Origin of the sequence: Streptomyces sp. 3330, assembly GCF_031456635.1 — a bacterium.
Classification (GTDB): domain Bacteria; phylum Actinomycetota; class Actinomycetes; order Streptomycetales; family Streptomycetaceae; genus Streptomyces.
In genome coordinates, this window is record NZ_JAVDVA010000010.1 from 258,674 (window position 1) to 283,946 (window position 25,273).

The following is a 25,273-nucleotide window of genomic DNA, read 5'->3' on the forward strand; positions in this document are numbered from 1 at the left end:
GGACCGCCGTCGCATCGCCGTCAGGCTGCCGCCGAACCGCCGTCGGACCGAGCCCGGGGAGCCGTGTCGATGCCGTACCCGTACGTCCTGCTGTCAGCCGCCGTCTCCCTCGACGGCTACCTGGACGACACCACGCCCGAGCGCCTGCTCCTCTCCAGCCGCGCCGACTTCGACCGCGTCGACGAGGTGCGGGCCTCCGTGGACGCCGTCCTCATCGGCGCCGGCACGATCCGCGCCGACAATCCCCGGCTCCTCGTGAACTCCCCCGCGCGCCGCGCCGCCCGCGAGGCCGCCGGACTGCCGCCGTACCCCCTCAAGGTCACCGTCAGCGGCTCCGGCGACCTCGATCCGGCGGCGAACTTCTGGCACACGGGCGGCGAGAAGGTCGTCTACACGACGGAGAAGGGCGCCGAGCGGGTCCGCGCGCTCGGCATCGCCGCGGACGCCGTCCCGCTCGGCCCCGAACTCGACTGGCGCCGCCTCCTGGAACACCTCCATGACGTGCGCGGCGTACGGCGTCTCATGGTCGAGGGCGGCGGGACGGTGCACACGCAGCTGCTCCGGCAGGGCCTGGCCGACGAACTCCAGCTCGTCCTCGCCCCGCTCTTCGTCGGCGACCCGGCCGCGCCCCGCCTCTTCGGGCCGGGCGGCTACCAGGGCGGACGCCTGCGCCTGGTGGAGACCCGGCGCATCGAGGACGTCGTCCTGAACCGCTACGAGCCCACCGCCCCCGGCACCGGACGGCTGCCCGCCGCGGCCGACCGGCACTGGCTGGCCCTCGCCTGCGCCCTCGCGGCCGACTGTCCGCCGTCGGAGACCGCCTTCAGCGTCGGCGCGGTGATCGTGGCCGCCGACGGCACGGAACTGGCGCGCGGCCACTCCCGCGAGGCGGGCGACCCGGTCGTGCACGCCGAGGAGGCCGCCCTCGCGAAGCTCGACCCCGCCGACCCCCGGCTGCCCGCGGCCACCGTCTACAGCAGCCTCGAACCGTGCGCGCGCCGCTCCTCCCGCCCGGCCCCCTGTGCCCGTCTCATCCTCGACGCGGGAGTGCGCAGGGTGGTCACGGCCTGGCGGGAGCCGGACACCTTCGTCACGGACGCCGACGGCACCGGTCTGCTGACGGACCGGGGCGTCGACGTCCTGGTGCTCCCGGAGTACGAGGAGCGGGCGAAGGAGCCGAATCGCCACCTCCTGTGAGGCGGCCGGGGCCCCGTGGATCAACCGATGTGCTTTCTGTCCCGCTGATGGCGTACAGTTGGGTTCATCGCCGCGGGGTGGAGCAGCTCGGTAGCTCGCTGGGCTCATAACCCAGAGGTCGCAGGTTCAAATCCTGTCCCCGCTACTGATGAACCGAAGGCCGGAATCCGAAAGGGTTTCGGCCTTCGGCGTTTTCGCCGATGCCTTTTCCCGGCCCTTTCCTCACTCCTGGTGACCGGTCGAGCGCCCTGCGCATAACAACTGAGTCACCATCAAAAGCCGGATGACTGATGAAGCGTTTCCGGGGCAGGGCGGGGCGGGGTCAACTCGCCCGTTTTTCACCGCTGGTAGCCCAAAAGTCCAGGCCAGAAATGTTGTTGATCAAGAGGAACAGCTTGGAAACCCACCCCCGGGTCTATTAACGTTCGATAACGCAGCGCGGTCGTCCCAGCCGGCACCAGAGTCGGCTCCGTGCGGCACGTGCCGAATCCCGCAAGGGAACCGGGGAACCACCACCATGGGGTGAATCACGCGGAAGCCGTCGTGAACTCGCAGAGTCCACGACCGGTATACGCGCGTAGGAGACCTTCCCGCTCCGAACCCGTCAGCTAACCCGGTAGGCGACGGAAGGAAAGGAGTGCGCCCGCGTGGCGTCCAACCCGCCTGCCCCCGAGGCCCCGTACGCGCCCAGCCAGCGGTCCACCGAGACCTTCGGCTACGGCGGCTACCGCACCGACGAGGGACCTTGGGAGGAGTGGAACCCCACCGCGGAGTCCACTCGCCCGGTACGCGGCAAGCACCGCGTCGCCAAGCAGCGCGGCGGCGGATTCGCCCGCAGCTCCACCGTTCTCGGGGTCGGCGTCATAGCCGCCGTCAGCGCGGGCGGCATGGCCAGCGCCAACACCGGCAAGGCCCCGGTCTCCATCTCGATGCCGGACCTGCCCAACGTGGGCTCGCTCATCTCCGACGAAGAGCCCACCCCGGAAGCCGCTCCGGCCCTCGCCAGCTTCGGCTCCGAAGCCGCCGTGGACACCGAGGACAGCGCCGCCGACGCCGGCGAGGCGCTGCGCAGCCGGATCATGGCGCAGGCCGAGTCCCAGCAGTCCCAGGTCGAGGTCAAGGCCCTCGCCGCGGCGGCCAAGGCCGAGGCCGACGCCGCCGCCAAGGCCGAGAAGGAGGCGGAGGCCAAGGCCGCCGCCGCGAAGAAGAAGGCCGCGGAGGAAGCCGCCGCGAAGGCCGAGGCCGCGCGCCTGGCCGAGCTGGCCAAGCAGTACACGCTGCCGACCTCCTCGTACACCATCACCTCGACCTTCGGCCAGGCCGGTTCCCTCTGGTCCTCCGGCTACCACACGGGTCTGGACTTCGCCGCGCCGACGGGCACGCTCATCAAGGCCGTCCACAGCGGCACCATCACCGAGGCCGGCTGGGCCGGTTCCTACGGCTACCGCACCATCCTGACCCTGGACGACGGCACCGAGCTGTGGTTCTGCCACCAGTCGTCGATCAGCGTCAGTGTCGGCCAGAAGGTCGCCACCGGTGACGTCATCGGCCGGGTGGGCGCGACCGGGAACGTCACCGGAGCCCACCTCCACCTCGAGGTCCACCCCGGCGGCAGCGCCGACGGCATCGACCCGGCGGCCTGGCTCCGCGACAAGGGCCTCAACCCCTGAGCCGTCCCTCGGGCAAGCCCCTGAGCTGAGCTGTACGGACCCCCGAGCCGCTCCTTCGACCACCCTGAGCCGCTCATCCGGTCGCCCCGAGCCCGCTCGTCCGGTACCCCTGATCCACCCCGGCAGCCCCGACGCCCTCCGCGTCGGGGCTGCCGGGCTGTGCCGTGCGCACGCGCGCTCGGGCGGGCCGTTCCCGGGGGCTGTTCACATGTTCTTCGTGTCACGTCCGGAATGGGCGGGCCGTCGGCGCCTGTTGAGACGAGGCATGACTTCTCTTCGCACGCTCGGCTCCTCGGACCTCGAGGTCTTCCCGCTCGCCCTCGGCGGCAACGTGTTCGGCTGGACCGCCGACGAGACGGCCTCCTTCGCCGTGCTCGACGCCTACACGGCCGCGGGCGGCAACCTGATCGACACCGCCGACTCCTACTCGGCGTGGGTCGATGGCAACAGCGGTGGTGAGTCCGAGACGATCATCGGCAGGTGGCTGAAGGCCCGGGGCAACCGCGACGACGTCGTGATCGCCACCAAGGTGAGCCAGCACCCCGACTTCCCCGGTCTGTCCGCCGACAACATCAAGGCCGCCGCCGACGCCTCGCTCCGCCGTCTGGGCACCGACCACATCGACCTCTACTACACGCACTTCGACAAGCCCGAGGTGCCGGTCGAGGAGATCATCGGCGCGCTCGACGAACTGGTGAGGGCGGGGAAGGTGCGGCACATCGCCGCCTCCAACATCTCGCCCGAGCGTCTCCAGGAGTCGCTGGAGTTCTCCGACCGCGAGGGCCTGGCCCGGTACGTCGCCCTCCAGCCCCACTACAACCTGGTCTCCCGCGACACCTACGAGGGCGGCCTCCAGGATCTCGCCGCCCGCTTCGGCCTCGCCGCCGTCCCCTACTACGCCCTGGCCGCAGGCTTCCTCACCGGCAAGTACCGGCCCGGTACGACCGTGCAGAGCGCCCGCGCCGCCGGCGCCGCCAAGCACCTCGACACGGAGCGGGGCCGGAACGTCCTCACCGCCCTGGACGAGATCGCCCAGGCCCACGGGACCCGGATCCCCACGGTCGCCCTGGCCTGGCTCGCCGCGCAGCCGACGGTGGCCGCGCCGATCGCCTCCGCGCGCACGGTCGAGCAGCTGCCGGCGCTGCTGGGGGTGGCGGAGCTGGAACTGACGGCGGAGGAGATCACCCGCCTGACCCGAGCCTGACCTGACCTGGCCTGGCCTGGCCTGACCTGACCTGACCTGACCTGACCTGGCCTGGTCTGATCTAGCTTGGCCAGAGCCTTTGGCCTGACCGCTCCGACCGACCCTGCCTGGGCTGACCGACCCGACCCTGCCTGGGCTGACCGACCCTGCTTGTTCTGATCGACCTGCCTGGCCTGGCCTTGGGTGACGTCATCCGCCCCGGCCCTGGCCTGCTCGGTCCGATCGGCCCCGGCCGGCCCTGCTCACTGGTGCGGGTGGGGGGCCGGGTAGGGGCTCGCCGGGTACCCCGGTCCGGGTCCCTGTGCGGGGCCGGGCCCCTGGGCAGGGCCGGGTCCGGGGCCGTGCGGTGCGGGATACCCGTAGCCGCCCCCGTGGCCGTACCCGTACGACGGTCCGGCAGGGCTCCCGTACGAGGGCCCTGCCGGGCTTCCGTACACCGGCGCGGCCGGGTGCCCGAAACCGGCGTTGTGGACCTGGCCGAGGGCCGGCCCCCGGCCGTACCCGTACACCCCGTGGACCGGCCAGGGCGGCGGCGCCACCCGTACCGGCGGGGCCGTCATCCGGGCCGCGTGGTCCAGCGCGGGCCGGGCGATCTCGCCCCGCCTCCACAGTTCGTTGAGCAACTCGCGCTCGCGTACGACGAAGTCGGCCCCGGCCCGCCCCCGTCGGCCTCGGTGCCGCAGGAACGCGAGGGAGGTCGCGTACGCCTCGTACCGTGCCACCTCCCGCGCCGCGGGCTTGCCCAGGTGACGGCCCGCGTACTCGCGGGCCAGCCGCCGGGCCCGCATCGAGCCGAGCGCGAACGGCTCCGCCGGGGTGAGCCACCCGGCGGCCGCGTAGGCGGGCAGTTCCTCGCGCACGGTGCGCAGCTCGCGTTGCCGCGTCCACACCACCAGCCAGGTCAGCAGCCCGAACGCGGGCACCATGATCGCCGCGTACACCGCGAAGAACCCGAACTCGCCGAACGACGAGGAGCCGTTCCACAGGGCGTGCATGCCCATCGCGAGGAGCAGCCCGCCCAGCGGGAGCAGCACGCGCCGCAGGTGCTGGCGGTCCCCGGAGAGCGCGGCGACGCCGAAGCCGATGCCGGTCAGGACGGTGAACAGGGGGTGCGCGAACGGCGACATGACGACGCGGACGAAGAAGGTCGCGACGGTGACCGAGGCGATGCCGGTGTCGCCCGTGAGCTGGTCGGTGCCGAAGGCGGTGCCGAGGTAGAGGATGTTCTCGGTGAACGCGAAGCCGGTGGCGGTGACCCCGGCTATGACCACGCCGTCGACGATCCCGGTGAAGTCCCGCCTGCGGAAGAGGAACAGCAGCAGGACGGCGGCGGCCTTCGCGGACTCCTCGACGATCGGCGCTATGACGGTCGCCCCGAGGGTGTCCGCGCTGGACGGGTCGGCGGTTGCGGTGGCTATCCATCTGGTCGCGAAGCTGTTGGCGATGATGGCTATCAGCGCCGCCGCGCACGCGCCCCAGGCGAAGGCGAAGACCAGGTTCCGCCAGGGCCCCGGCTCGACCCGGTCCAGCCAGCGGAAGGCGGCGATCAGCAGCGGCACCGGCAGGACGGCGAGCCCGAGCCCGACCAGGAAGCCCTCCGTGCCGGTCTGTTCGCGCACCAGCGCGAGGATGACCAGCCCGGACAGAGTGAGCAGGGTGATCAGCGCCCCGTACCGGACCCCTCTGCGCTGCCACCAGTGAGCGTGCCGGAGCACACCGTCCTCGGGTGTGCCGCCGGGATGCGGCGGATAGGGCGGGAACGGAGGACTGATGGCCACGGCATCGACCCTAACGAGGGAGGGGACTGTGGTGGAGGGGGCGGTCGGTCGCTGATCCCTGGGTTGCTCCCGGTCCGGTCCCTGAGCCGGCCTTCGGGCCGAGCACCGGACCGAGCCCTGGACCGAGCACCGGACCGGTCCCTGAGCCGGCCTTTGGACCGAGCCCTGGGCCGCGCCCGGAAACGGTTGCCGGTCCGGTCAGCGGTCTCCGGGCCGGACGCGATGCTGTACGCGACGGAAGAGCAGATCGTTCACGACGTGACCCTTGTCCAGCCCCTGGCCCTCGAAACGGGTCAGCGGCCGGAACTCGGGGCGGGGCGCGAACCCGCCGTCGGTCCGGGTGTTCTCGAAGGCGGGGTGCGCGGTCAGCACTTCGAGCATCTGTGCGGCGTACGGTTCCCAGTCCGTGGCGCAGTGCACGATCGCACCCGGTTTCAGGCGCGTCGCGGCCAGGTCGAGGAACTCGGGCTGGATGAGGCGCCGCTTGTGGTGGCGCTTCTTCGGCCAGGGGTCCGGGAAGTAGACGCGCAGCCCGTCGAGCGAGTCCGGCGGCAGCATCTCGCGCAGCAGGATGATCGCGTCGCCGTTGGCCACCCGGACGTTGGTCAGCCCGGTGCGGTCCGCGAGATTGAGCAGATTGCCCTGGCCTGGCGTGTGCACGTCCACCGCGAGGATGCCGGTGTCCGGGTCGGCGGCCGCCATCTGCGCGGTCGCCTCCCCCATGCCGAAGCCGATCTCCAGTACGACGGGACGGTCGTCGCCGAACAGCCCGGCGAGGTCGACGGGGTGCCCGTCGATGTCCAGCCCCCACTTGGCCCACAGCCGCTGCAGCGCGTCCGCCTGCCCTGCCGTCACCCGGCTGCGCCGGGGCTGGAAACTCCGGATCCGCCGCTCGAAGTGCGACCCCGCGGGATCGGCCTTCGGTCCGTCGGGGAACCGGGGCTCCCCCTTGGCGCGGGTGTGCCGAACGGACTCGCCCGGGTGGTGCTCGCCACCGGGAAAGGACTGGGGGACGTCGGAGGTGCTCACGGAATCAGACACAGTGGGGTCGATTTTACGGGTCGGCTCCAGGTGCCGGCCGCGCCCGGGAGCCCGGCCGCCGACCGTCGCCCGGGTGAGCGGGGCACCCCGTCGCTCATGCGTCGGTCAGCGCTTCCAGGGCCCGGCGGGCCACCTCCCGCCCGATCGGCAGTGCGGCGGTGGCCGCCGGTGAGGGCGCGTTCAGCACATGGACCGCCCGCGGCCCCTCCCGGATCAGGAAGTCGTCCACCAGACCGCCGTCCCGCAGCACCGCCTGCGCCCGCACCCCCGCGGCCGCCCGCACCAGGTCCCCCTCCTCCACCGCCGGCAGCAGCCGGCGCACCGCGTCCACGAACGCCCTCTTCGACACCGACCGCCGCAGCTCCCCGGCCCCGTACCGCCAGTGCCGCCGGCCCATCCGCCACACCCCGGGCCAGGCCGCCGTCGCCATCGCCTCGCGCGGCCGTACGACGCCCCAGCCGTACCCCTCCCGGGCCAGCGCCGGCACGGCGTTCGGGCCGACGTGCACGCTCCCGTCGATCCCCCTGGTCAGATGGACGCCGAGGAAGGGGAACGCCGGATCGGGCACCGGATACACCAGCCCGCGCACCAGCTCCGGCCGCGCGAGCTCGTAGTACTCGCCCCGGAACGGCACGATCCGCACCTCGGGCTCGTCCCCCGTCAGCCGGGCCACCTCGTCGGAGTACAGCCCGGCGCAGTTCACCAGCACCCGGCCGCGGACGATCTCCCCACGCGCGGTGAGCACCGCCACCCCGCGCTCCGGCCGCCGGTCGATCCGCACGGCCCGCGCGCCGTACCGGATCTCCGCGCCGGAGGCCCGGCCCAGCTGCCGTGCGACGGCCGTGTAGTCGCAGATCCCCGTCGTCCGCACGCATATGGCGGCGAGCCCGCGGACCTCGGGCTCGTACTCCGCGATCTGGGCGGCGCCCAGTTCCCGGACCGGGATCCCGTTCTCCCGGCCGCGCTGCACGAGCGCGTGCAGCCGCGGCAGCTCGGCCCGGTCCGTGGCGACGATCAGCTTGCCGGTGACGGAGTGCTCGATGCCGTACTCCGCGCAGAACTTCGTCAGCTCCGCCGCGCCCCGCACCGCGTAGCGCGCCTTCAGCGATCCCGGCCGGTAGTAGATCCCGCTGTGGATGACGCCGCTGTTGCGCCCCGTCTGGTGCCGGGCCACCCCGGGCTCCTTCTCCAGCACGGTCACCCGCGTGCCCGGCGCGGCACGCGTGATCGCGTACGCCGTGGACAGCCCGACGATGCCCCCGCCGACCACGAGCACATCACCGTCGTAAGCGATCTTCGACACGTGCACCACCTCCCGGCTTCGATAGTGCACTGCGCCACTGACAGTGCCTTCAAACCCGGGGGGCGGGCCGCACGCCGGCCTACGCCGGAGTCATCAGCAGGGGCCGGGCCCGCTCACGCAGTTCCACCACCCGGGGTTCGTCGCCGTAGGGCTCCAGCCGGTGCAGCAGGTCCTTGACGTACTCGGTGGTGCGGGCGGAGGAGATGCGCCCGGCCACCTCCACGGCCCGCACTCCCTGCGCGCAGGCGGCGTCGAGGTTGCCCGACTCCAGTTCGGCGACCGCCGAGACGACGAGCCGCAGCCCGTGCGACCGCACGAACTCCTCCGTCGGCTGCGACAGCGCCTGCTCGGTGAACCTGCGCACCTGACGCGGCGCCTTCAGGTCGCGGTAGCACTCGGCGGCGTCGGCGGCGAAACGGTCGTAGGAGTAGAAGCCGAGCCAGGTCGGATCGTGATCGCCCTCCCGGGACCGCTCCAGCCAGCCCTCGGCGGCCTTCAGCGCCGCGCCGGCGGCATGCGCGTCCCCGGCGCGCGCGTGCGCGCGGGCCTCGACGAGCCGGAAGAAGCTCATCGTGCGGGCCGTGGCCAGTCCCCGGTTGCGCTCCAGGGCCGCCTGCGCGAGATCGACGCCCTCGTCGCCGAAGCCGCGGTACGTGGCCTGGAGGGACATGGAGGCCAGGACATACCCCCCGAGGGGCACGTCGGCCGCCGCGCGGGCGAGCCGCAGCGCCTGGATGTAGTAGCGCTGCGCGGCCTCCTGCTGACCGGTGTCGAAGGCCATCCACCCCGCCAGCCGGGTCAGTTCGGCGCTCGCCCCGAACAGCGCCCGGCCGACCTCGTCGGAGTACGAGCCGAGCAGCAGCGGAGCCGCCTCCACCCGCAGGCACTCCGGCACCATGGACGAACGCCAGTCGCCGCCCCCGTACTTGGAGTCCCAGCGTCTGGCGTCCTCGGCGGCCTCCCGCAGTTTCTGCACATCGCTGTGGCCGACTTTGAGCGGTGCGCCGGACTCCTCCACGAGGTGGACGTCCCGTGCCACCGAACTGTCGGCCGGGGTTATCAGCCACCGTGAGGCGGGTGTCGCGTACGCGCTTACTGCGAACGATCCGGCCAGCGACTGCCAGATGCCTCCGGAACCGGCCCGGCGGCCGGCGAGGTCGAGGCGGTACAGCTCCGTGGCGGAGCGCACGGCCTGGTTGACGTCCCTGGGGAAGGCGAGGCCCACTTCGGGCGCGGGATCCGCGTCCGCCAGGCCGATCTCGTGGAGCGGCACCGGACGGCCGAGCTTCTGACCGATGGCGGCCGCGATGAGGTGGGGCGCGGCGCCCTGCGGCACCATGCCCTTCGACACCCAGCGCGCCACGGACGTCTTGTCGTAGCGAAGAGTCAACCCGCGTTGAGCGCCAAGATCGTTGACGCGTCGCGCGAGTCCTGCGTTGCTGATTCCCGCGAGGGCGAGAACGGCGCCGAGTTTTTCGTTCGGCCCGCGTTGCTCCCTGGACATTGCGCCACCCCTCGACACAGACGGCTGCCGCGCTGGCATAACCATGCGGCATTCGTAAACCCAGCGTAGTTCGCCGCATCCCAAGCGTTAAGGGGCATTCTTCCGGTTGGCGGGATTGTGGTCCGTACGCATCCCGGGGCGTCGGTACGGACGGTCGCGGCGTGCCCCCGTCGTGTGGCCGTGCGCCCGGCCGTGCGCTCTTCTCCGGCCGGGACGGGAGCGGTTCCATGGGCTGTGCGTGGGTCGGCCCGCTGTACTGGATCCAGTGGGCTGGGGGACACCGCCGCCTTCATCCCCGCGGGCGGCGGAGCGGTCCGGGAGACGGCGTCCGTCTCCCGGGCCGGCGCGAGCCTTACAGGGCACGCGTGTGTGTACGGAGCGTGTGCGAAGCCTGCGCGGGACGCTCTCGACGCCCGTCGCACACCGGGGATTTGGCCGAAAAGCGACCCTCTGTTCTGCGGGGGGCACCGCCTCCCACCATGGAAATCGAGGGCGCGCGGGGCGTCTTGGGGGAGCGTACCGGGGGCGCATTCACGTCGCAGACGCCGGGGTGCACGGGGACTCCCCCACCGGCGCCGACGTGTTGACGCGGGCGCACTCCCCGGATCGCGAGCGGCGCCGCCTCCTTCTGCGGCGCGTTCTTCGTGGCAGCATGGTGAACCGTTCGTGCGGTGCACTCGGTTGTCCACAGCCTGTGGAGGCGTCCATGCGGTGGTTGGTGGGATGGAGCAGCACCGCCGCGGGCGCGCTGGTCGGATCCGTCGCTCACGACGGACGCCACGACGAGGCGGCGTACGGAGGCCGGGTCGGCCACGACGGCGAGACCCTGCACCCGGTCGGCTCCCAACTCCTGTGGGGCGACCCCGATCCGCTGTGGGCCGTCGGCGACTGGCGCCCCGACGAGGTGCGGATCGTGCAGGCCGACGCCCAGACCCGGGTCGCGGTCCTCGGCACCTGCGGCGCGACCGACGAACAGCTGCGCGTCGGCCTGTTCGCCGCGCGCGGAGGGGCACTTCGGCATCTGACGGCCTGGCCGGGCAGCTACACGGCGATCGTCCAGGTCGGCCGGCGCATCACCGTCTGCGGCGATCTGGCGGGCGCGCGCCCGGTGTTCCACACTCCCTGGGCCGGCGGCACGGCGTACGCGACGGCCGCGCTGCCGCTGGCCGACCTCATCGAGGCCAACCTCGACTTCGGTCACCTCGCGGCGCTCCTCGCCGCCCCCGACGTCCCGGCCGCCCTGCACGACTCCACCCCGTACGACGGCGTGCACCGCATTCCGCCGGGGCACGCGCTGATCCTGCGCGCCGGGTCCCGTGAGGTCGCCGGGTACGAGCCGGTCGCCTCGCTCGCCGTGGCGGCGCCCCCCGCCGACCCGGACAGCGCCGTCGGCGCCGTCCGCGACGCGCTCATCGAGGCGGTGCGCACGCGTCTGGCGGCGCCCCGGCACGTCCCCGACATCGACCCGGGCCCCGTGCCCGGCATGGGGCCCGCGGAACGGCGGGCCGCGCGCGGGATGCCCGTTCCCGGCATCGGCGCCGACCTCTCCGGCGGTCCGGCCTCCGGCACGCTGGCGCTCCTCGCGGCCGGCCTGCCCGGCATGCCCGGCACACTGCTGGGCCACGGCACGGGCGCGGGGGAGCGGCTGCTGGCCGTCACCTTCAACGACCTGGCCGTCGGCGGACGCGAGGCCGAGCTGGAGCGGGCCGGCACCCTCGCGGCCAACCCGCGCCTGCACCACGTCGTGGTGACCGGCGCCGAGGAGGCCCTGCCGTACGCCGACCTGGACGGCCCGCTGACCGACGAACCCGGCCCCAGCCTGGTCACGGCCGCCCGCCACCGGGCGCGCCTCTCGGCGGGCAGCGCGGACCACTTCACGGGCTACGGCGCCCGCCAGGTGCTGGACGCTCACCCGGCCCGCCTCGCGGACCTGCTGATGGACCGCAAACGCCGTCATCTGGTGCGCCCGGTGGCGGCGCTGACGAAGGCCGACGGCTCGGTGCTCGTCCCCGCGCGCGTGTACGGCGCGGCCCGCCGCCTGGCCCGTACGCCGTACCGCGCGGGCGTGGAGGGCCTGGCCGAGCGCCTGCTGCACCGCAGTTTCGGCGTCGACGACGACGCGGGCGCCGTGGGGGCGTCCCTGGCGGCCCTCACCTGGGGCGGCGCGGGACCGGCCGCGCGCTGGCTCACGGGGGAGGCGCTGGCTGAAGTATCGGTTCGCCTCCAGGGGGCCGCGCACCGTACCGGCGTGGGTCCGGGACAGCGTCCGGGCGACTACCGGGCCCGTGCGGCCCTCGCCCGGCACGCCATGGACCTGCGCGTCCTGGAACAGGCCGCCGAGATCCGCTCCCAGCGCCTGCACGCGCCGTTCCTCGACAACCAGGTCGTCCGCGCGTGCCGCGCGCTCCCCGAGACCCTGCGGGTGCAACCGGGGGCGCGGGCCGCGATCCTGCGCACCGTCCTGAAGGGCGCGGGGGTCACCGACCTCCCGCCCGGCTGGGGCGCCCCCTCCCAGGCCTCCGCCACCGCGGCGGCCCGGGCGGGCCTGCGCATGGCCATCGACTCCCTCCTCACCCTCTTCGAGGCGCCCCTCCTCGCGGAGGCGGGCCTGATCGAGGCGCGCGTGGTCCGCAAGGCCCTCAGGGCCGCCGCGGCGGGCGAGCCCCTCCCCCTGGACGGCCTGGCCGACCTGGTCTCCCTGGAACTCTGGCTCCGCCGCCTGCTGTCCCGCAGGGGCACCTGCTGGACGGGCACCCCGGCACGCGCGCGTGCCGTACCGGCGGGCATCGCCCCCCAGCGGCGGGCCGTCTCCTCCGGCGGCTGAGACACCCGCCGCCCGCAAAGCCCGTGCCCCACGCCTCACCCCCGGTGACAATGAACGGGTGCGGTACAGAATTCTGGGCGTCACCCAGACGACGGACGACCAGGGCACCGCCGTATCCGTCCCCGGTGCCAGGCTCCGGGCCCTCCTCACGGCCCTGGCCCTGCGCCCGGGCCGTCTCACCGCGCCCGAGACCCTCATCGACGAGGTGTGGGCCGAGAACCCGCCCCAGGACGCCCCGGCCGCGCTCCAGGCCCTCATCGGCCGTCTCCGGCGCGCCGTCGGCAAGGACAGCGTCGCCTCCGAACCGGGCGGGTACCGCCTCGCCGCGACCGAGGACGACGTCGACCTCTTCGTCTTCGAACGGCTCGTGCGCCAGGGCGGCGAAGCGCTGCGACGAGGCGACGCCCCCGCCGCCGCCCGCACCCTGGACGACGCCCTGGCCCTGTGGCGCGGCCCCGCCCTCGCCGACCTCCCCGACCGCACCGCGGCGACCCGCTCCGACGCCCTCCTGCTGGAGGCCACCCGCGCCCGCGCCGAGGCGGACCTGCTTCTCGGCCGCGCCCGGGAAGCCGTACCGCGTCTGACCGAGCTGACCTCGGCGCACCCGTACGACGAGCCGCTGCACGCCCTCCTCATCCGCGCCCTGCGCGACACCGGCCGTGAAGCCGACGCCCTCGTCGCGTACGAGACCGCCCGCCGCGCCCTCGCCGACGGGCTCGGCGCCGACCCGGGCCCGCGACTGCGCGCCCTGCACACCGAACTCCTCGACCGCCCGGCGCCGGCCCACGGCGCCCCGGCGGCCCGCACTCCCGGACCGGCAGCGCCGCCGGGGCCCCGCACTCCGCTCCGGCTCCCCGAGCGCACCGGCAACATCCGTCCGCGCCTTACCTCTTTCGTGGGCCGGGAACCCGAACTCGACGCCATCCGTTCCGAAGTGCACAGGGCCCGTCTCGTCACGCTCACCGGACCGGGCGGCTCCGGGAAGACCCGCCTCGCCGAGGAGGCCGCCGCCGGGCTTCCGCAGGCGTGGCTGGCCGAGCTGGCGCCGCTCGACCGGCCGGAGGCGGTGCCGGGCGCGGTGGTCAGTGCCCTCGGTCTGCGCGAGACCGTCCTGATGACCAGCGAACTGGCGTCCCCGCAGGACGACCCGGTCGCCCTGCTCGTCGAGTACTGCGCCCCGCGCAGCCAACTCCTGATCCTTGACAACTGCGAACACGTCATCGGCGCGGCCGCCGCCCTCGCCGAGACCCTCCTCACCCGCTGCCCCGGGCTCACGATCCTCGCCACCAGCCGTGAACCCCTGGGCGTCCCCGGTGAGTCGGTCCGTCCGGTCGAGCCCCTCCTCCCCGACCAGGCGCACCGCCTCTTCACCGAGCGCGCGACCGCCGTCCGCCCCGACGCGGCTGACGTCCTGCGGGACGACGCGGAGGCGATCGCGGAGATCTGCCGGCGGCTGGACGGGCTGCCGCTCGCCATCGAACTGGCCGCCGCCCGGCTCCGGCTGCTCACCCCGCGCCAGATCGCCGACCGCCTCGACGACCGCTTCCGCCTCCTCACCTCGGGCAGCCGCACGGTCCTGCCCCGCCAGCAGACCCTGCGTGCCGTGGTCGACTGGTCGTGGGACCTGCTCGACGAACCGGAGCGCACCCTGCTGCGCGAGCTGTCCGTGTTCGCCGGCGGCTGGGACCTGGAGGCGGCGGAAGCCGTGTGCACCGGCCCGGTCGCGGACCTGGTCGGCGCGCTCGTCGACAAGTCCCTGGTGGTGGCGGCGCCGTGCGGGAGCGGCGACGGCATGCGCTACCGCATGCTGGAGACGATCCACGAGTACGCCACCGAACGTGCCGCCGAGCTGCCGCACTGCCGGTCGGCGGCCCGACGGCGCCACGGCGCCTGGGCGCGCGCGCTCGTCGAGCGGGCCGACCCGCTGCTGCGCTCCGCCGGACAACTCCCCTGGATCTCCCGCCTGGAGACCGAACTGGACAACATCCGCGTGGCACTCGAGCGCGCGCTCACGACGGGCGACGAGGACGAGGCCACCGCCCTCTGCCTCGCCACGGGCTGGTTCTGGTGGCTGCGCAACTACCGCCACGAGGGCGCCGAGTGGAGCGACCGGACCCTGCGCCTCGGCGCCGTCCTGGACACCCTCGGGGAACCCGGGCCCGGAGCGCCGCCCACCGTCCCCGCCGACCTCGCCGCCCGCATGGCCGCCCTCCACCCCCTCGACGCCCTCCTCGGCACGTCCGCCGCCACGGAGAAGGCCCACCCCCGGCACGCGCAGCGCATGAACCTGCGGATGCTGAACCTGTTCCTGCTGTCGGAGTCCGAGCCGAAGGACCTCGTGGCGGACCCGCGCTACCAGGAGTACCTGGTCCGCATGCGCGCCGACTACGAACCGGGCGGCCCCCGGGCGGCACGCATGCCCGGCCTGCTCTGGCCGCTGACGGCCTTCCAGATGCGGGACGTGGTCGACGTCCGGGGCGTCCTGGACCGCGCCGTCGCCAACTGCCGCGTCCACGGCGGCGACTGGGAGCTCGGCTGCACCCTGATGTTCCGCACCCACATGGTCGTCGACTCACCCGGCGGACTGCACGGCGTGGACGACGACCTCGCGGAGCTGCGGGTGCTCAGCCTGCGCGTCGGCGACCGCTGGATGCGGGCCCAGGTGTGCGGCGCGGCCGGCGAGGCGGAGATGGCGCGCGGCCGGTTCGCGGAGGCGGAGCGGGAGTACCGCGAGGCGCTGCGCCTCGCCTACGAGGTCGGGGCGTACGCCGAGTCGCCGTTCCTCATGGCCCGGCTCGCGGAGATCTCCTACCGCTCGGGCGACGTCGAGGGCGCCCTGACCGCGCTGGACGAGGCGAACACCGCCGCCGACCGCTACGGCGTGCCCGACGTCCGGGCCTTCGTCCTCCTGCTGCGCTCCCACATCGCGCTGCACCAGGGGGAGGTGGCACACGCGCGCGTGCTCTGCGACGAGGTCCGGGTGGCGGCCGGAGCGGGCACCCCGCCGCCCCAGTTCGTGGCGGCGCTGAACATGCTCGACGCGGAGCTCACCGCCGCCGAGTCGGGTCCCGGGCACGGCCTGCCGATGCTCGCCGACACCCTGCGCCGGGCGCTGACCGACCAGTGCGCCGAGGCGGTCACGTCGTCGATCCTGGACGCCGCGGCGGACCTGCTGACCCGGCTCGGGGACCATCCGCGGGCCACCCGCCTCCTGGCGGCCGCCGACACCCTGCGCGGCCCCCACCCGCGTCCCGCCCCGCAGCACGCCCGGGCCGAGCTGACCGAGGCCGCCGCCCGCGCCGCCCTGGGCGCCGAGCGGTACGCGGCCGAGCGCGTCCGGGGCACGCCTCTGACGGTGACCGACGCCCTCCGGGAGCTCACGGACGGCGTGCGCGACCACCCGGCCGGACCGACGGCCAGAGCCGCGCAGGCGCCTACGAACAGGTGAACGCGGAGTCCGCCCAGTCCGCGAGCGCCACCGAGTCGAGGCCGTTGTGCGGCTCGACCACCAGGCGCACGGTGGTGCGGCCGGCGAGATCCACATGCACGGGCACGGCCGGGTCGCCGCCCTTGATCACCCCGGACGCCCAGACCCGGCGCCCGTCGGCGTAGACGGCGAAGGAGACCTTGCCGAGCTTCATCGTCAGGTCGTCGACGCCGACGAACGCGTCGTAGGAGGTGCACTCCCGGTTGAGGTCGACGGTGACGGAGGAGTCGCCGTGCACGGTCACCCCGCGTTCGAAGTGCCGGTCCGCGATGGACAGCCCGTACCGCTGCCACACCCAGCTGCTGCCGCCGAGCCGGATCTCGGGCCCGCTTCCGTCACCGTTGACGTCGAAGGACAGTCCGCTCAGCGGATAGACGGACGGGGCGGGCGGCGGCGTGGGCGCCGGAGTCGGCGTGGGGGTCGGAGTGGGGGGCGGCGTCGGGTCGGGGACGGGTGTCGGGCTGGGCGTCGGCGTCGGGGTCGGGGTCGGCGTCGACGCCGGGCCGCGGCTCGGCGTCGACGCGGCCGCCGGGACGATCGCCGCGGGTTCCGGCGCGCGCTCCTTCGACGGGGTCGGCGTGGGGGTCGGCTCCTCGGGCCGGGCCACCGGCGCCGGCGCGGACGCCGGGGGTCTGGCCTCGGGCCGCGCCGCGGGATCGCTGTGACCGACGAGCGCCAGGGCCACCGCGGCGGCGGCCACCGCGACCACACCGGCCGCGATCCCGGCCTTCACCGGGGCGCCGAGCCCTTCCGAGGCCACGGCCCCGCCGCCCGCGCCCGCTCCGCTCGAGGACCCGCTCGCCGCGGCGGCCGCGCCCGCGGCGCCCGCCGCCCCCGCTCCGGCGCCCCCGGCGACGAGGGCCAGCGCCTTGGCGTACCCGGCGGCGCCGAACCAGCCGATGACCGCGACCGGCACGACGGCGGGGATGCTGCCCGCGACCTCTTCGATCTGGAGGGCGGCCAGCCGGCACTTGGCGCACTCCTCCAGGTGCTTGCGCAGCCCCCGTTCGGCGCGGGTGCGCAGCCTGCGGCGGGCATAGGTGCCGAGCTGGTCGGCGTAACCCGCGCACTCCTCGTCGCTGGTGAGCGTGGCGCTGACATGGGCCTGGAGATAGGCCTGCTTGAGGCCTTCACGGGCACGGCTGGCGAGTACGCGCGTGCCGTTGGCGTCGAGGCCGAAGAGCATGGCGACCTCGCTCGGCGACTCGTCCTCGACCTCGGTGTGCCACAGCACCGCCTGCCACCGCTCGGGCAGCGAGCGGAAGGCCTGCATGGCCATGGACTGCTCGGCCTCGTGCATCGCGCGCACGTCGGCGCCCAGTTCCAGGCCCGCTCCGAAGGAACCGGCGGGCACGGTGTCGTCGGTCGCCTCGGAGGAGCGGGCGGACTGCGCGGCGAACACCGCGAAGTCGTCCACGAGTTGCTCCCGCTTCGCCGACCGGGTCCAGTCGGCGGCCACCCGCCGGACGCAGGTGAGGAGGTAGGCGCGGACGGCGTACTCGGGTCCCGAACCGCCGCGCACCGCCTGGAGCATGCGGGCGAAGACCTCGGCGGTGAGGTCGTCGGCGGTGTGCGCGTCCCGGCAGCAGGTGCGCGCGTAGCGGCGCACGGCGTCGGCGTGCCGCCGGTACAGCTCCTCGTACGCCGTGTCGTCGCCCGAGCGCATCCGGCCGATGAGATCGGCGTCGGCCCGCGGCTGGTCCCGCTGCGGCGGCAGGGCGACACCGGCGCGCCGCTCGCGCTGCGCCGGAACGCTGCCCTCGGACGCGTCGTCGAGCGGACGCAGCGGAGGACGGGCCACCGGATCGCCCGGGCGGCCGCCCGGCGGCCCGCTCGCGCGCCCGCCCTGGCTCGGCACCTGCGGTGAGGTCAGGCCGTCGGCCTCCGTGTCACCGTCACCGGACGGTCCGAGCGACTCGTCCCCACCGTCACCACTCATCGCGGAAAGCCCCCGCCGCCGGCCCAACCAGTCCTGACCACCGGGTCAGAGTGCCATATTGGCTTTTGGTCAGGACCCCGTGGAACGGGCCGTCCACTCGTCCGTGGGGACCTGACGCAATCCAGTACTAGGTTTCACCCGCACGGGGAAGGTTCAACTGTCCTGCTGAGGGCAGCAGTTGAGGTCCTTGCCGGGAATGTCGGGAATAACCGGCGGCGTGGGCGAGGGTGACGGTCGCGCGGGGCCACCGCCCGCCGTCACCCTTTCGAGCCACCCGCCCGCAGCCTGCCGGCGCCGGTGGCACCCGCCCTCACGCGGAGGGACGCGACCGCAGACCCTCCAGCAGGATGTCCAGCAGCCGCGCCGACGCCGCCGCCTGCTGAGCCGGATCCGGCAGCGAGGGCGCCGCCGTCGCGATCACCAGCAGCACGTCCGACACCGACACGTCGGTGCGCAGCTCGCCCGCCTCCCGCGCGCGGTCCACGAGCAGGCCCACGACCTCGAGCAGCGCCGCCGCTCCGGCGTCGTCGACAGCGGCCGTCGTGCCGTCGCCCGCGACGAGCCGCAGCTCACCGCCGCCCGGCTGGGTCCGCTGCTGCGGCACCCGCGCCTCGTCGGCCGGCCCGGCCTCCTCGCCGTCCTCCGCGACGCCGACCCGCAGCACCTGCGGCGGCAGCAGCCGCCCGGCGCCGGAGGCCACGGACGTCCGCAGGAAACGCGACAGCGCCGACCACGGCTCGTCCTCCTGGCCGAGCGCCGCCCGCGCCTGATCGGTCAGCCGGGAGGTCTCCTCCTCGGCTATCCGCCGCACCAGGACGTCCTTGCTCGGGAAGCGCCGGTACACCGTGCCGACCCCGACCCGCGCGCGCCGCGCCACGTCCTCCATCGGCGCGCCGTAGCCCAGCTCGCCGAAGACCTCGCGGGCCGCCCGCAGTACGTGCTCCAGATTGCGCTGTGCGTCCACCCGCAGGGGCGCCGTCCGCGCGCTCTCCCCGCGTCCGTTGCCCACCGCCGTACCGACCGCGCCGCCCGGTGAAAGAGCGGACGTGGACGACCAATGCGAATTGTGAGTGTGCATGAATGTTCCCCCGGTAATGACGTCTCCCCCCGGAGACTCTCCCCGCCATCGAAAAGTCGGGGCGTGGAACACAGGGGACGGCCTCCCCGGACCCGCCCGTCGCAGACCCGCAGAGCACTTCCCCCTGACACCCCGTCGACACACGAACATAGTTGAGAGGGAGTCAATTCAGAAGGGGCAGGTTCCGCACGGAGCGCCCCCCGATCGGAGTACGGGCCGCATACGTCCCGATTGCGCCCCTTCACGCACCCCGGCGCACAGCCGCTGACCTGCGCTCCTGCCTCGCACTCCGGTGTTTCGGCCAACCCTGCGCCCGCCCGACTCGCGGTCACACAAATTGTCGGGGCTGTGGACAAAGTCCGGCGTCCGGTGCGTCATGGGATGGTGAAGGAACGTGCGCGCATTCTCGTTGTCGGCGGCGGCTACGTCGGGATGTACACGGCCCTGCGGCTCCAGCAGAAGCTGAAACAGGAACTGGGCCGTGGCGAGGCCGAGATCACGGTCGTCACACCCGACCCGTACATGACCTATCAGCCCTTCCTGCCCGAGGCGGCCGCAGGCTCCATCTCCCCCCGGCACGTCGTCGTGCCCCTGCGCCGCGTCCTGCCGCACTGCCGGGTCCTGGTCGGCGAGGTCACCGCCGTCGACCACGCCAAGCGCAGCGCCACCCTCACCACCCTCGCCACCGACGAGGAGGGCACCGGCCCCCGGCAGCTGGCGTACGACGAACTCGTCCTCGCGCCCGGTTCCGTCTCCCGCACGCTGCCCATCCCCGGCCTGGCCGACCACGCCATCGGCTTCAAGACCGTCGAGGAGGCCATCGGACTGCGCAACCACGTCATCGAGCAGATGGACATCGCCTCCTCCACCCGCGACCCCGCGATCCGCGACGCAGCCCTCACCTTCGTCTTCGTCGGCGGCGGCTACGCGGGCGTGGAGGCGCTCGGCGAGCTCGAGGACATGGCCCGCTACACCACGCGCTACTACCACAACGTGAAGCCCGAGGACATGAAGTGGATCCTGGTCGAGGCCTCCGACCGGATCCTGCCGGAGGTCGGCGCCGACATGGGCCGCTACACGGTCAGCGAACTGCGCCGCCGCAACATCGACGTACGCCTCGGCACCCGCCTGGAGTCCTGCGCCGACCGCGTCGCCGTCCTCAGCGACGGCGCCCGCTTCCCGACCCGTACGGTCGTGTGGACCGCCGGCGTGAAACCCCACCCGCTCCTCGCCGCCACCGACCTGCCGCTGAACGGCCGGGGCCGGCTGAAATGCACCCCCGAGCTGGCCATCGACGGCGTCACGCACGCGTGGGCGGCCGGAGACGCCGCCGCCGTGCCCGACGTGACGGCCGACGAGCCCGGCAAGGAGACCGCCCCGAACGCCCAGCACGCCGTCCGCCAGGCCAAGGTCCTCGCCGACAACATCGTGCGTTCCCTGCGCGGCGAACCCGGCCGGCCCTACTCCCACAAGTACGTCGGCTCGGTCGCCTCGCTCGGCCTCCACCAGGGCGTCGCCTACATCTACGGGCGCAAGCTCAAGGGCTACCCGGCCTGGTTCATGCACCGTGCCTACCACCTCAGCCGCGTGCCCACCTTCAACCGCAAAGCACGGGTGCTCGCCGAATGGACCCTCTCCGGGCTCTTCAAACGGGAGATCGTTTCCCTGGGATCCCTCGAACATCCCCGCGCGGAGTTCGAACTCGCTGCCGGTGGAAAGCCTTCTGACGAGTCTTCCGGCGACCCGAAGGGGTCGTCCTGACCGGACCCAGGAACTCCACCGACCGCCCCCACGTCTGACGAATGTCGGCCCGGACGGCGGCCACACTGCCAGACTGCTCCCTGCTCCAGTCCCTCCCGAGCCCTTCCCCGCGGGCCACCACCCGCCCCCCGACCCACGAGGCCGTTCCACGTGCTCCACACCCCGGGTGCTGTAACAATGTGCGGCCACCGCCGCGCGGCCCCGCAGCCCAGGCCGGGCCCGGAGCCGGGCCGCCGACGACTAACACGAGGCAAGGATTCGTGAACTTCACGCGCTGGAGCGCCCGGCTCCCCGGAACGCAGCGCCGCGCCGCCGCGCGAGCCGACCACCCGGTCACCCCCACGGACCGACGGAGCGAGGGCTCCGTACCCGCGGCCCGCGCCGAACGACTCACCGACGAGCCGCCCCCGGTTCCCGCCGTCGACGAACTCCCGGTCCGCGAGGTCCTCGACCGCGTCCCCGCCCTGGTAGCCCTCGTCCACGGCCCCGACCACCGCCTCGCCTACGTCAACGACGCCTACGCGGCGGCCTTCGGCGTACGCCCCTGCGGCGAACCCGCCGCCGAGGCCCTCCCCGAACTCCGCGACCTCGGCCTCATGCCCCTCCTCGACCAGGCCCTGCGCAGCGGCAAGCCCCGCACCCTGAAGTCCCGCAAGGCCCCCGACGGCCGCTCGTACACCTTCACCTGCACCCCGGCCGCCGAGGACAACGGCAAGGGCGCCGTCCTGATCTTCGCCACCGACGTCACCGACCACGCCGAGGCCGCCGAACGCCTCAGAACCAGCGAACGCCGCCAGCGCGAGACCGCCGTCACCCTCCAGCGCTCCCTCCTCCCCCAGGAGCTCGAAGAACCCGACGACCTGCGCATCGCCGCCACCTACCAGCCCGGCGGCACCGAGGCCGCGGTCGGTGGCGACTGGTACGACGTCATCACCCTCGGCGGCGGCCGTACCGCCCTCGTGATCGGCGACGTCATGGGCCGGGGCGTCCGCGCGGCAGCCGTCATGGGCCAGCTCCGCACGGCGGTCCGCGCGTACGCCCGCCTCGACCTGCCCCCGCACGAGATCCTCCAGCTCCTCGACGGCCTCGCCGCGGAGATCGACGCCAACCAGATCGCCACCTGCGTGTACGCCATCCACGACCCCAACGAGGGCCGGCTGGTGTACGCCTCCGCGGGCCACCTGCCCATCCTGGTCCGCGACGACAACGGCACCGTCCTGCGCGCCGACGAGCCCACCGGGCCGCCCCTGGGCACCGGCGGCTGGATGCACGCCTCCGGCTCGATCCCCCTCGGCCCCGGCTCGACGGCCGTCCTCTACACCGACGGCCTGGTCGAGCGCAGGGACGAAGACCTCGACGAAGGCATCGCCTCCCTGGAACGCGCCCTGTCCGGCGCGACCGGCACCCCCCAGGTCGTCTGCGACCGCCTCGTCCGCTCGGCCGGCGTCACCGCCGACCACGACGACGACGTCGCCGTCCTGGTCCTCCAGCACCCCGCCCGCACCGGCCCCGACGGCGACCTGTTCCGCAACGCGGCCCTGGAACTCCTCGGCGGCGTCGAGGCGGCCCCCCGCGCGCGTGCCTTCGCCTCCGGCGTCCTGACCAGCTGGCGCTTCCCGCCCGACCTGCACGACCTCGGCGTCCTCGCCGCCAGCGAACTCGTCGCCAACTCCCTCCAGCACGGCATCCCGCCCATGCGGCTGCGGCTGCGCCGCACCGACCGCCGCCTGATCATCGAGGTCACCGACGGCGACGACCACCTTCCGCGCCGCCGCCGCGCCGAACCGGGCGACGAGTCCGGCCGGGGCATCGCCATCGTCGCCACGATCGCCTCGCACTGGGGCAGCCGCCGCACCCCGGGCGGCGGAAAAGCGGTGTGGTGCGAGTTCGTCCTGCCGAAGCCCGCGGAGGGACAGACGCCGTGACCGGCGGCGCGCCGCGACCGCGCGTCACGGCCGCGGGCCGACACGAAAGGCGGCCGCCGTCCTCCCGGACGACGACCGCCTCCCACACCCGCCTCACGCCTCGGCGGTCACCGGCTCCGCCACCGCGCCACCCCGCGCGACCACCCGCTTCCGCGCCAGCCACGGCTGATCCTGGACGGGCGTCAGCTGCCGCCCCAGCCGCAGCGCCAGGTAGGTGATCCCCAGCGAGAACAGCAGGAACGTCACGATGTACGGCGCGTGCAGCGAGGCACCCATCGGCCCGCCCACCGCCGGCCCGACGGCCAGCGCGAGCTGCTTCACCAGGGCGAACGCCGAGTTGTACTGCCCCGCGAGACCGGTCGGCGCCAGATCGGCCACCAGCGGCGCGACGGTCGGCGACAGCATGGCCTCACCCAGTCCGAACAGCGCGTACGTCGACACGAAGGCGGCCGTCGCCATCTCCTGGCTGCCGTGGCCGAGCCCCGCGTACCCCGCGACGACCCACGCGACGGCCCAGATCAGCCCCACGGCCGCGATCACCCGGGACCGCTTCTGCCGCTCGACGAACTTCAGCACGGCGAACTGCGCGACCACGATCATCGCGGTGTTCGCGGCGAGCGCCGTCCCCAGCGCGGACGTCGAGATCCCGGCGGCCTCGACCCCGTACGCGCTCAGTCCCGACTCGAACTGTCCGTAGCAGGCGAAGAACAACACGAAGCCCAGCACACACAGCTGCACCATGGCCCGATTGCCGAGCAGCCGCTTCCAGCTGCCCCCGGCGGACTGCGGGACATCCTCGACACGCGGAGCGTGCGGCAGCCGCACCGTCGACATCACCACGGCCAGCAGCAGGAACATCGCCGCCTCGATGGCGAACAGCAGCGTGAACGACGACACGCGCGTGGTGTCGACGAGATGCCCGCCGATCAGCCCGCCCACCCCGAGCCCGAGGTTCTGCAGGAAGAACTGCGTCGCGAACGCCCGCGACCGGGTCTCCGCGGTCGAGCTGTCCACGATCATGGTGGCCAGCGCCGGCTGCATCACGGCCTGCCCGGCCCCCAGCGCGGCCGCGGCGGCCAGTACGGCGGCGGCGCTGCCGGCGAGGCCCAGGCCCATCGCCCCCAGTGCCGCGGTGACCAGGGCGGCGAGCAGGACCGGCAGTGGACCGCGCCGCACGATCGCCCGGCCGGCGAACGGCAGCACGATCAGCGCGGCCACGGCGAAGACGGCGAGGACGAGCCCCGCCGTCACGGCGCCCAGTCCCCGCACCTGCGCCACATAGACGTACAGGTAGGGGACGGTGAAGCCGAGCCCGAACGCGCTGAGTGCGTTGCCCACATGGATCCGGCGCATCGCTGCGCCCATCGCCCTGGTCACGTTCACCTCTCTCAGATGGTCGTCGTCGGTCCCTGGACCCCCGGCGGCGTCAGTACTTCCGCCGCCTCAGTACTTAGTGCCGAAGACTTCGAAGCTAAAGTTAGAAGCTAAACTGTATACCTGGAAGCACTTCAACGCGAACGAACCCCGTGCGATACTTGCGTCCATGGGCGACACCCCCGGCACGGTCGGCACCGGCAGCGGCGGCGAGCCGACCCTCGAAGAGCAGATCGCGGCCTATCAGCGCGAATTCCAGGACCTCGACCCCCAGGTCGAGAAGATCGTCTCGGCGCTCTCCCGCCTTAACCGCCGGATGAACGTCGCCTACGGCCGCCAGACCGCGGACCTCGGCATCAGCAACGCCGAGTGGGAGGTCCTCAAGGCGCTGGTCCTCTCCGGGGCTCCCTACCGTCTGGGACCCAGCGACCTGGCCAAGCGCCTCGGCCTGACACCGGCCGCGATGACCCACCGCATCGACCGCATGCTCGCCGAGGGACTGGTGACCCGCGAGAGGGACGAGTCCAACCGGGTCCGCGTGATCGTCGAGCTGACGCCCGAGGGCCGCGAGAAGTGGCTGGAGGCGATGCGCATGGCGACGGTCTTCGAGGAAGACCTCCTTCAGGACCTCTCCGCGGACGAGCGGACGGTCCTGGGCGAGGTCCTGACCAGGCTCCTGCGCCGTGTGGAGCACGCCCAGCCGGACGCCGGCGGCCGTCTCAGCGACCTCGACTGAGCCGTCCACCCGGTCGGACCAAAAGATCTTGACAGGGGTGGTTGACATCCCCACCCAGGGTCCGTAAAGTTCTTCGGGTTGCCGGGGAGCCGTAACGGTTCTCCGACAGCACCTCCGCCGCAGTAGCGGCACCACAAACCACCAGCACGATCTCCCAACGGGATCGAATTCGGCGTGCCCGAATTCAATTCGATTTGGGCCGGCAGCCCGATTAGGAACTGCCGAGCGGATCCGCTAAGGTTTGAGACGTCGGAACGGCCCAACAGCCGGGAAGGCAAGCCCCTGCTGACTGGGAATCAGGCCCGAAAGGATCTGATAGAGTCGGAACCGCCGGAAAGGGAAACGCGAAAGCGGGAACCTGGAAAGCACCGAGGAAATCGGGTCGAGAAAAGATCTGATAGAGTCGGAAACGCAAGACCGAAGGGAAGCGCCCGGAGGAAAGCCTGAGAGAG

General features: G+C 73.4%; 15 protein-coding genes, 1 tRNA gene and 1 riboswitch. Of the genes, 9 read left to right on the forward strand and 7 right to left on the reverse strand.

Annotated features, from left to right (window positions below; genetic code table 11):
* The first annotated feature begins 69 nt into the window (after positions 1-69).
* The 4 genes from J2X68_RS19370 (at position 70) to J2X68_RS19385 (ending at position 4,071) form a co-directional block, all read left to right on the forward strand.
* Positions 70-1,197: a dihydrofolate reductase family protein gene (locus J2X68_RS19370; RefSeq protein ID WP_310433785.1), complete on the forward strand. Its 1,128-nt coding sequence runs from the start codon at positions 70-72 to the stop codon at positions 1,195-1,197.
* Positions 1,198-1,268: 71 nt separating this feature from the next.
* A tRNA-Met gene (locus J2X68_RS19375) sits at positions 1,269-1,342 on the forward strand.
* 326 nt (positions 1,343-1,668) lie between these two features.
* A riboswitch (cyclic di-AMP (ydaO/yuaA leader) is annotated at positions 1,669-1,837 on the forward strand.
* Positions 1,838-1,844: 7 nt separating this feature from the next.
* The gene (locus J2X68_RS19380) at positions 1,845-2,867 is read left to right on the forward strand and encodes a M23 family metallopeptidase (RefSeq protein ID WP_310433786.1); all 1,023 of its coding nucleotides are present in this window, start codon (positions 1,845-1,847) and stop codon (positions 2,865-2,867) included.
* 265 nt (positions 2,868-3,132) lie between these two features.
* Positions 3,133-4,071, forward strand: coding sequence for an aldo/keto reductase (locus J2X68_RS19385; protein ID WP_310433787.1), 939 nt, complete (start codon positions 3,133-3,135; stop codon positions 4,069-4,071).
* Positions 4,072-4,313: 242 nt separating this feature from the next.
* Here the strand turns inward: J2X68_RS19385 and J2X68_RS19390 are convergent, their stop codons facing one another.
* From J2X68_RS19390 to J2X68_RS19405, 4 genes are all read right to left on the reverse strand, one after another.
* A complete protein-coding gene (locus J2X68_RS19390) occupies positions 4,314-5,849 on the reverse strand; it encodes a PrsW family intramembrane metalloprotease (RefSeq protein ID WP_310433788.1) in 1,536 nt (511 codons plus the stop codon).
* A gap of 198 nt (positions 5,850-6,047) precedes the next feature.
* Complete coding sequence (gene trmB, locus J2X68_RS19395; protein ID WP_310433789.1) at positions 6,048-6,890, reverse strand: tRNA (guanosine(46)-N7)-methyltransferase TrmB; 843 nt, start codon at positions 6,888-6,890, stop codon at positions 6,048-6,050.
* 94 nt (positions 6,891-6,984) lie between these two features.
* Positions 6,985-8,202: an L-2-hydroxyglutarate oxidase gene (lhgO, locus tag J2X68_RS19400; RefSeq protein ID WP_310433806.1), complete on the reverse strand. Its 1,218-nt coding sequence runs from the start codon at positions 8,200-8,202 to the stop codon at positions 6,985-6,987.
* Positions 8,203-8,272: 70 nt separating this feature from the next.
* Complete coding sequence (locus tag J2X68_RS19405; protein ID WP_310433790.1) at positions 8,273-9,697, reverse strand: MFS transporter; 1,425 nt, start codon at positions 9,695-9,697, stop codon at positions 8,273-8,275.
* Positions 9,698-10,403: 706 nt separating this feature from the next.
* Between J2X68_RS19405 and J2X68_RS19410 the strand changes: the two genes are divergently transcribed.
* On the forward strand, positions 10,404-12,521 hold the full coding sequence (locus J2X68_RS19410; protein WP_310433791.1) for an asparagine synthase-related protein: 2,118 nt from the start codon (positions 10,404-10,406) through the stop codon (positions 12,519-12,521).
* 58 nt (positions 12,522-12,579) lie between these two features.
* Entirely contained in the window at positions 12,580-15,969 is a 3,390-nt protein-coding gene (locus tag J2X68_RS19415) for a BTAD domain-containing putative transcriptional regulator (RefSeq protein ID WP_310433792.1), read from the forward strand.
* Here the strand turns inward: J2X68_RS19415 and J2X68_RS19420 are convergent.
* Both J2X68_RS19420 and J2X68_RS19425 read right to left on the reverse strand, forming a co-directional pair.
* Complete coding sequence (locus tag J2X68_RS19420) at positions 15,956-17,947, reverse strand: sigma-70 family RNA polymerase sigma factor (RefSeq protein WP_310433793.1); 1,992 nt, start codon at positions 17,945-17,947, stop codon at positions 15,956-15,958. The genes J2X68_RS19415 and J2X68_RS19420 overlap by 14 nt on opposite strands.
* 310 nt (positions 17,948-18,257) lie before the next feature.
* Positions 18,258-19,025: a helix-turn-helix domain-containing protein gene (locus tag J2X68_RS19425; protein WP_310433794.1), complete on the reverse strand. Its 768-nt coding sequence runs from the start codon at positions 19,023-19,025 to the stop codon at positions 18,258-18,260.
* Between the two features lie 381 nt (positions 19,026-19,406).
* Here J2X68_RS19425 and J2X68_RS19430 point away from each other — a divergent pair, with 381 nt between their 5' ends.
* Both J2X68_RS19430 and J2X68_RS19435 read left to right on the forward strand, forming a co-directional pair.
* Positions 19,407-20,786, forward strand: coding sequence for an NAD(P)/FAD-dependent oxidoreductase (locus J2X68_RS19430; RefSeq protein WP_310433795.1), 1,380 nt, complete (start codon positions 19,407-19,409; stop codon positions 20,784-20,786).
* Between the two features lie 260 nt (positions 20,787-21,046).
* Positions 21,047-22,711 carry a SpoIIE family protein phosphatase gene (locus J2X68_RS19435; protein WP_310433796.1) on the forward strand — a complete coding sequence of 555 codons (1,665 nt, stop codon included), beginning with the start codon at positions 21,047-21,049 and terminating at the stop codon, positions 22,709-22,711.
* Positions 22,712-22,804: 93 nt separating this feature from the next.
* Here J2X68_RS19435 and J2X68_RS19440 read toward each other — a convergent pair whose 3' ends face one another.
* On the reverse strand, positions 22,805-24,076 hold the full coding sequence (locus J2X68_RS19440) for an MFS transporter (RefSeq protein ID WP_310433807.1): 1,272 nt from the start codon (positions 24,074-24,076) through the stop codon (positions 22,805-22,807).
* Between the two features lie 178 nt (positions 24,077-24,254).
* Between J2X68_RS19440 and J2X68_RS19445 the strand changes: the two genes are divergently transcribed.
* Entirely contained in the window at positions 24,255-24,821 is a 567-nt protein-coding gene (locus J2X68_RS19445; RefSeq protein WP_020665696.1) for a MarR family winged helix-turn-helix transcriptional regulator, read from the forward strand.
* The last annotated feature ends 452 nt before the right edge of the window (positions 24,822-25,273 follow it).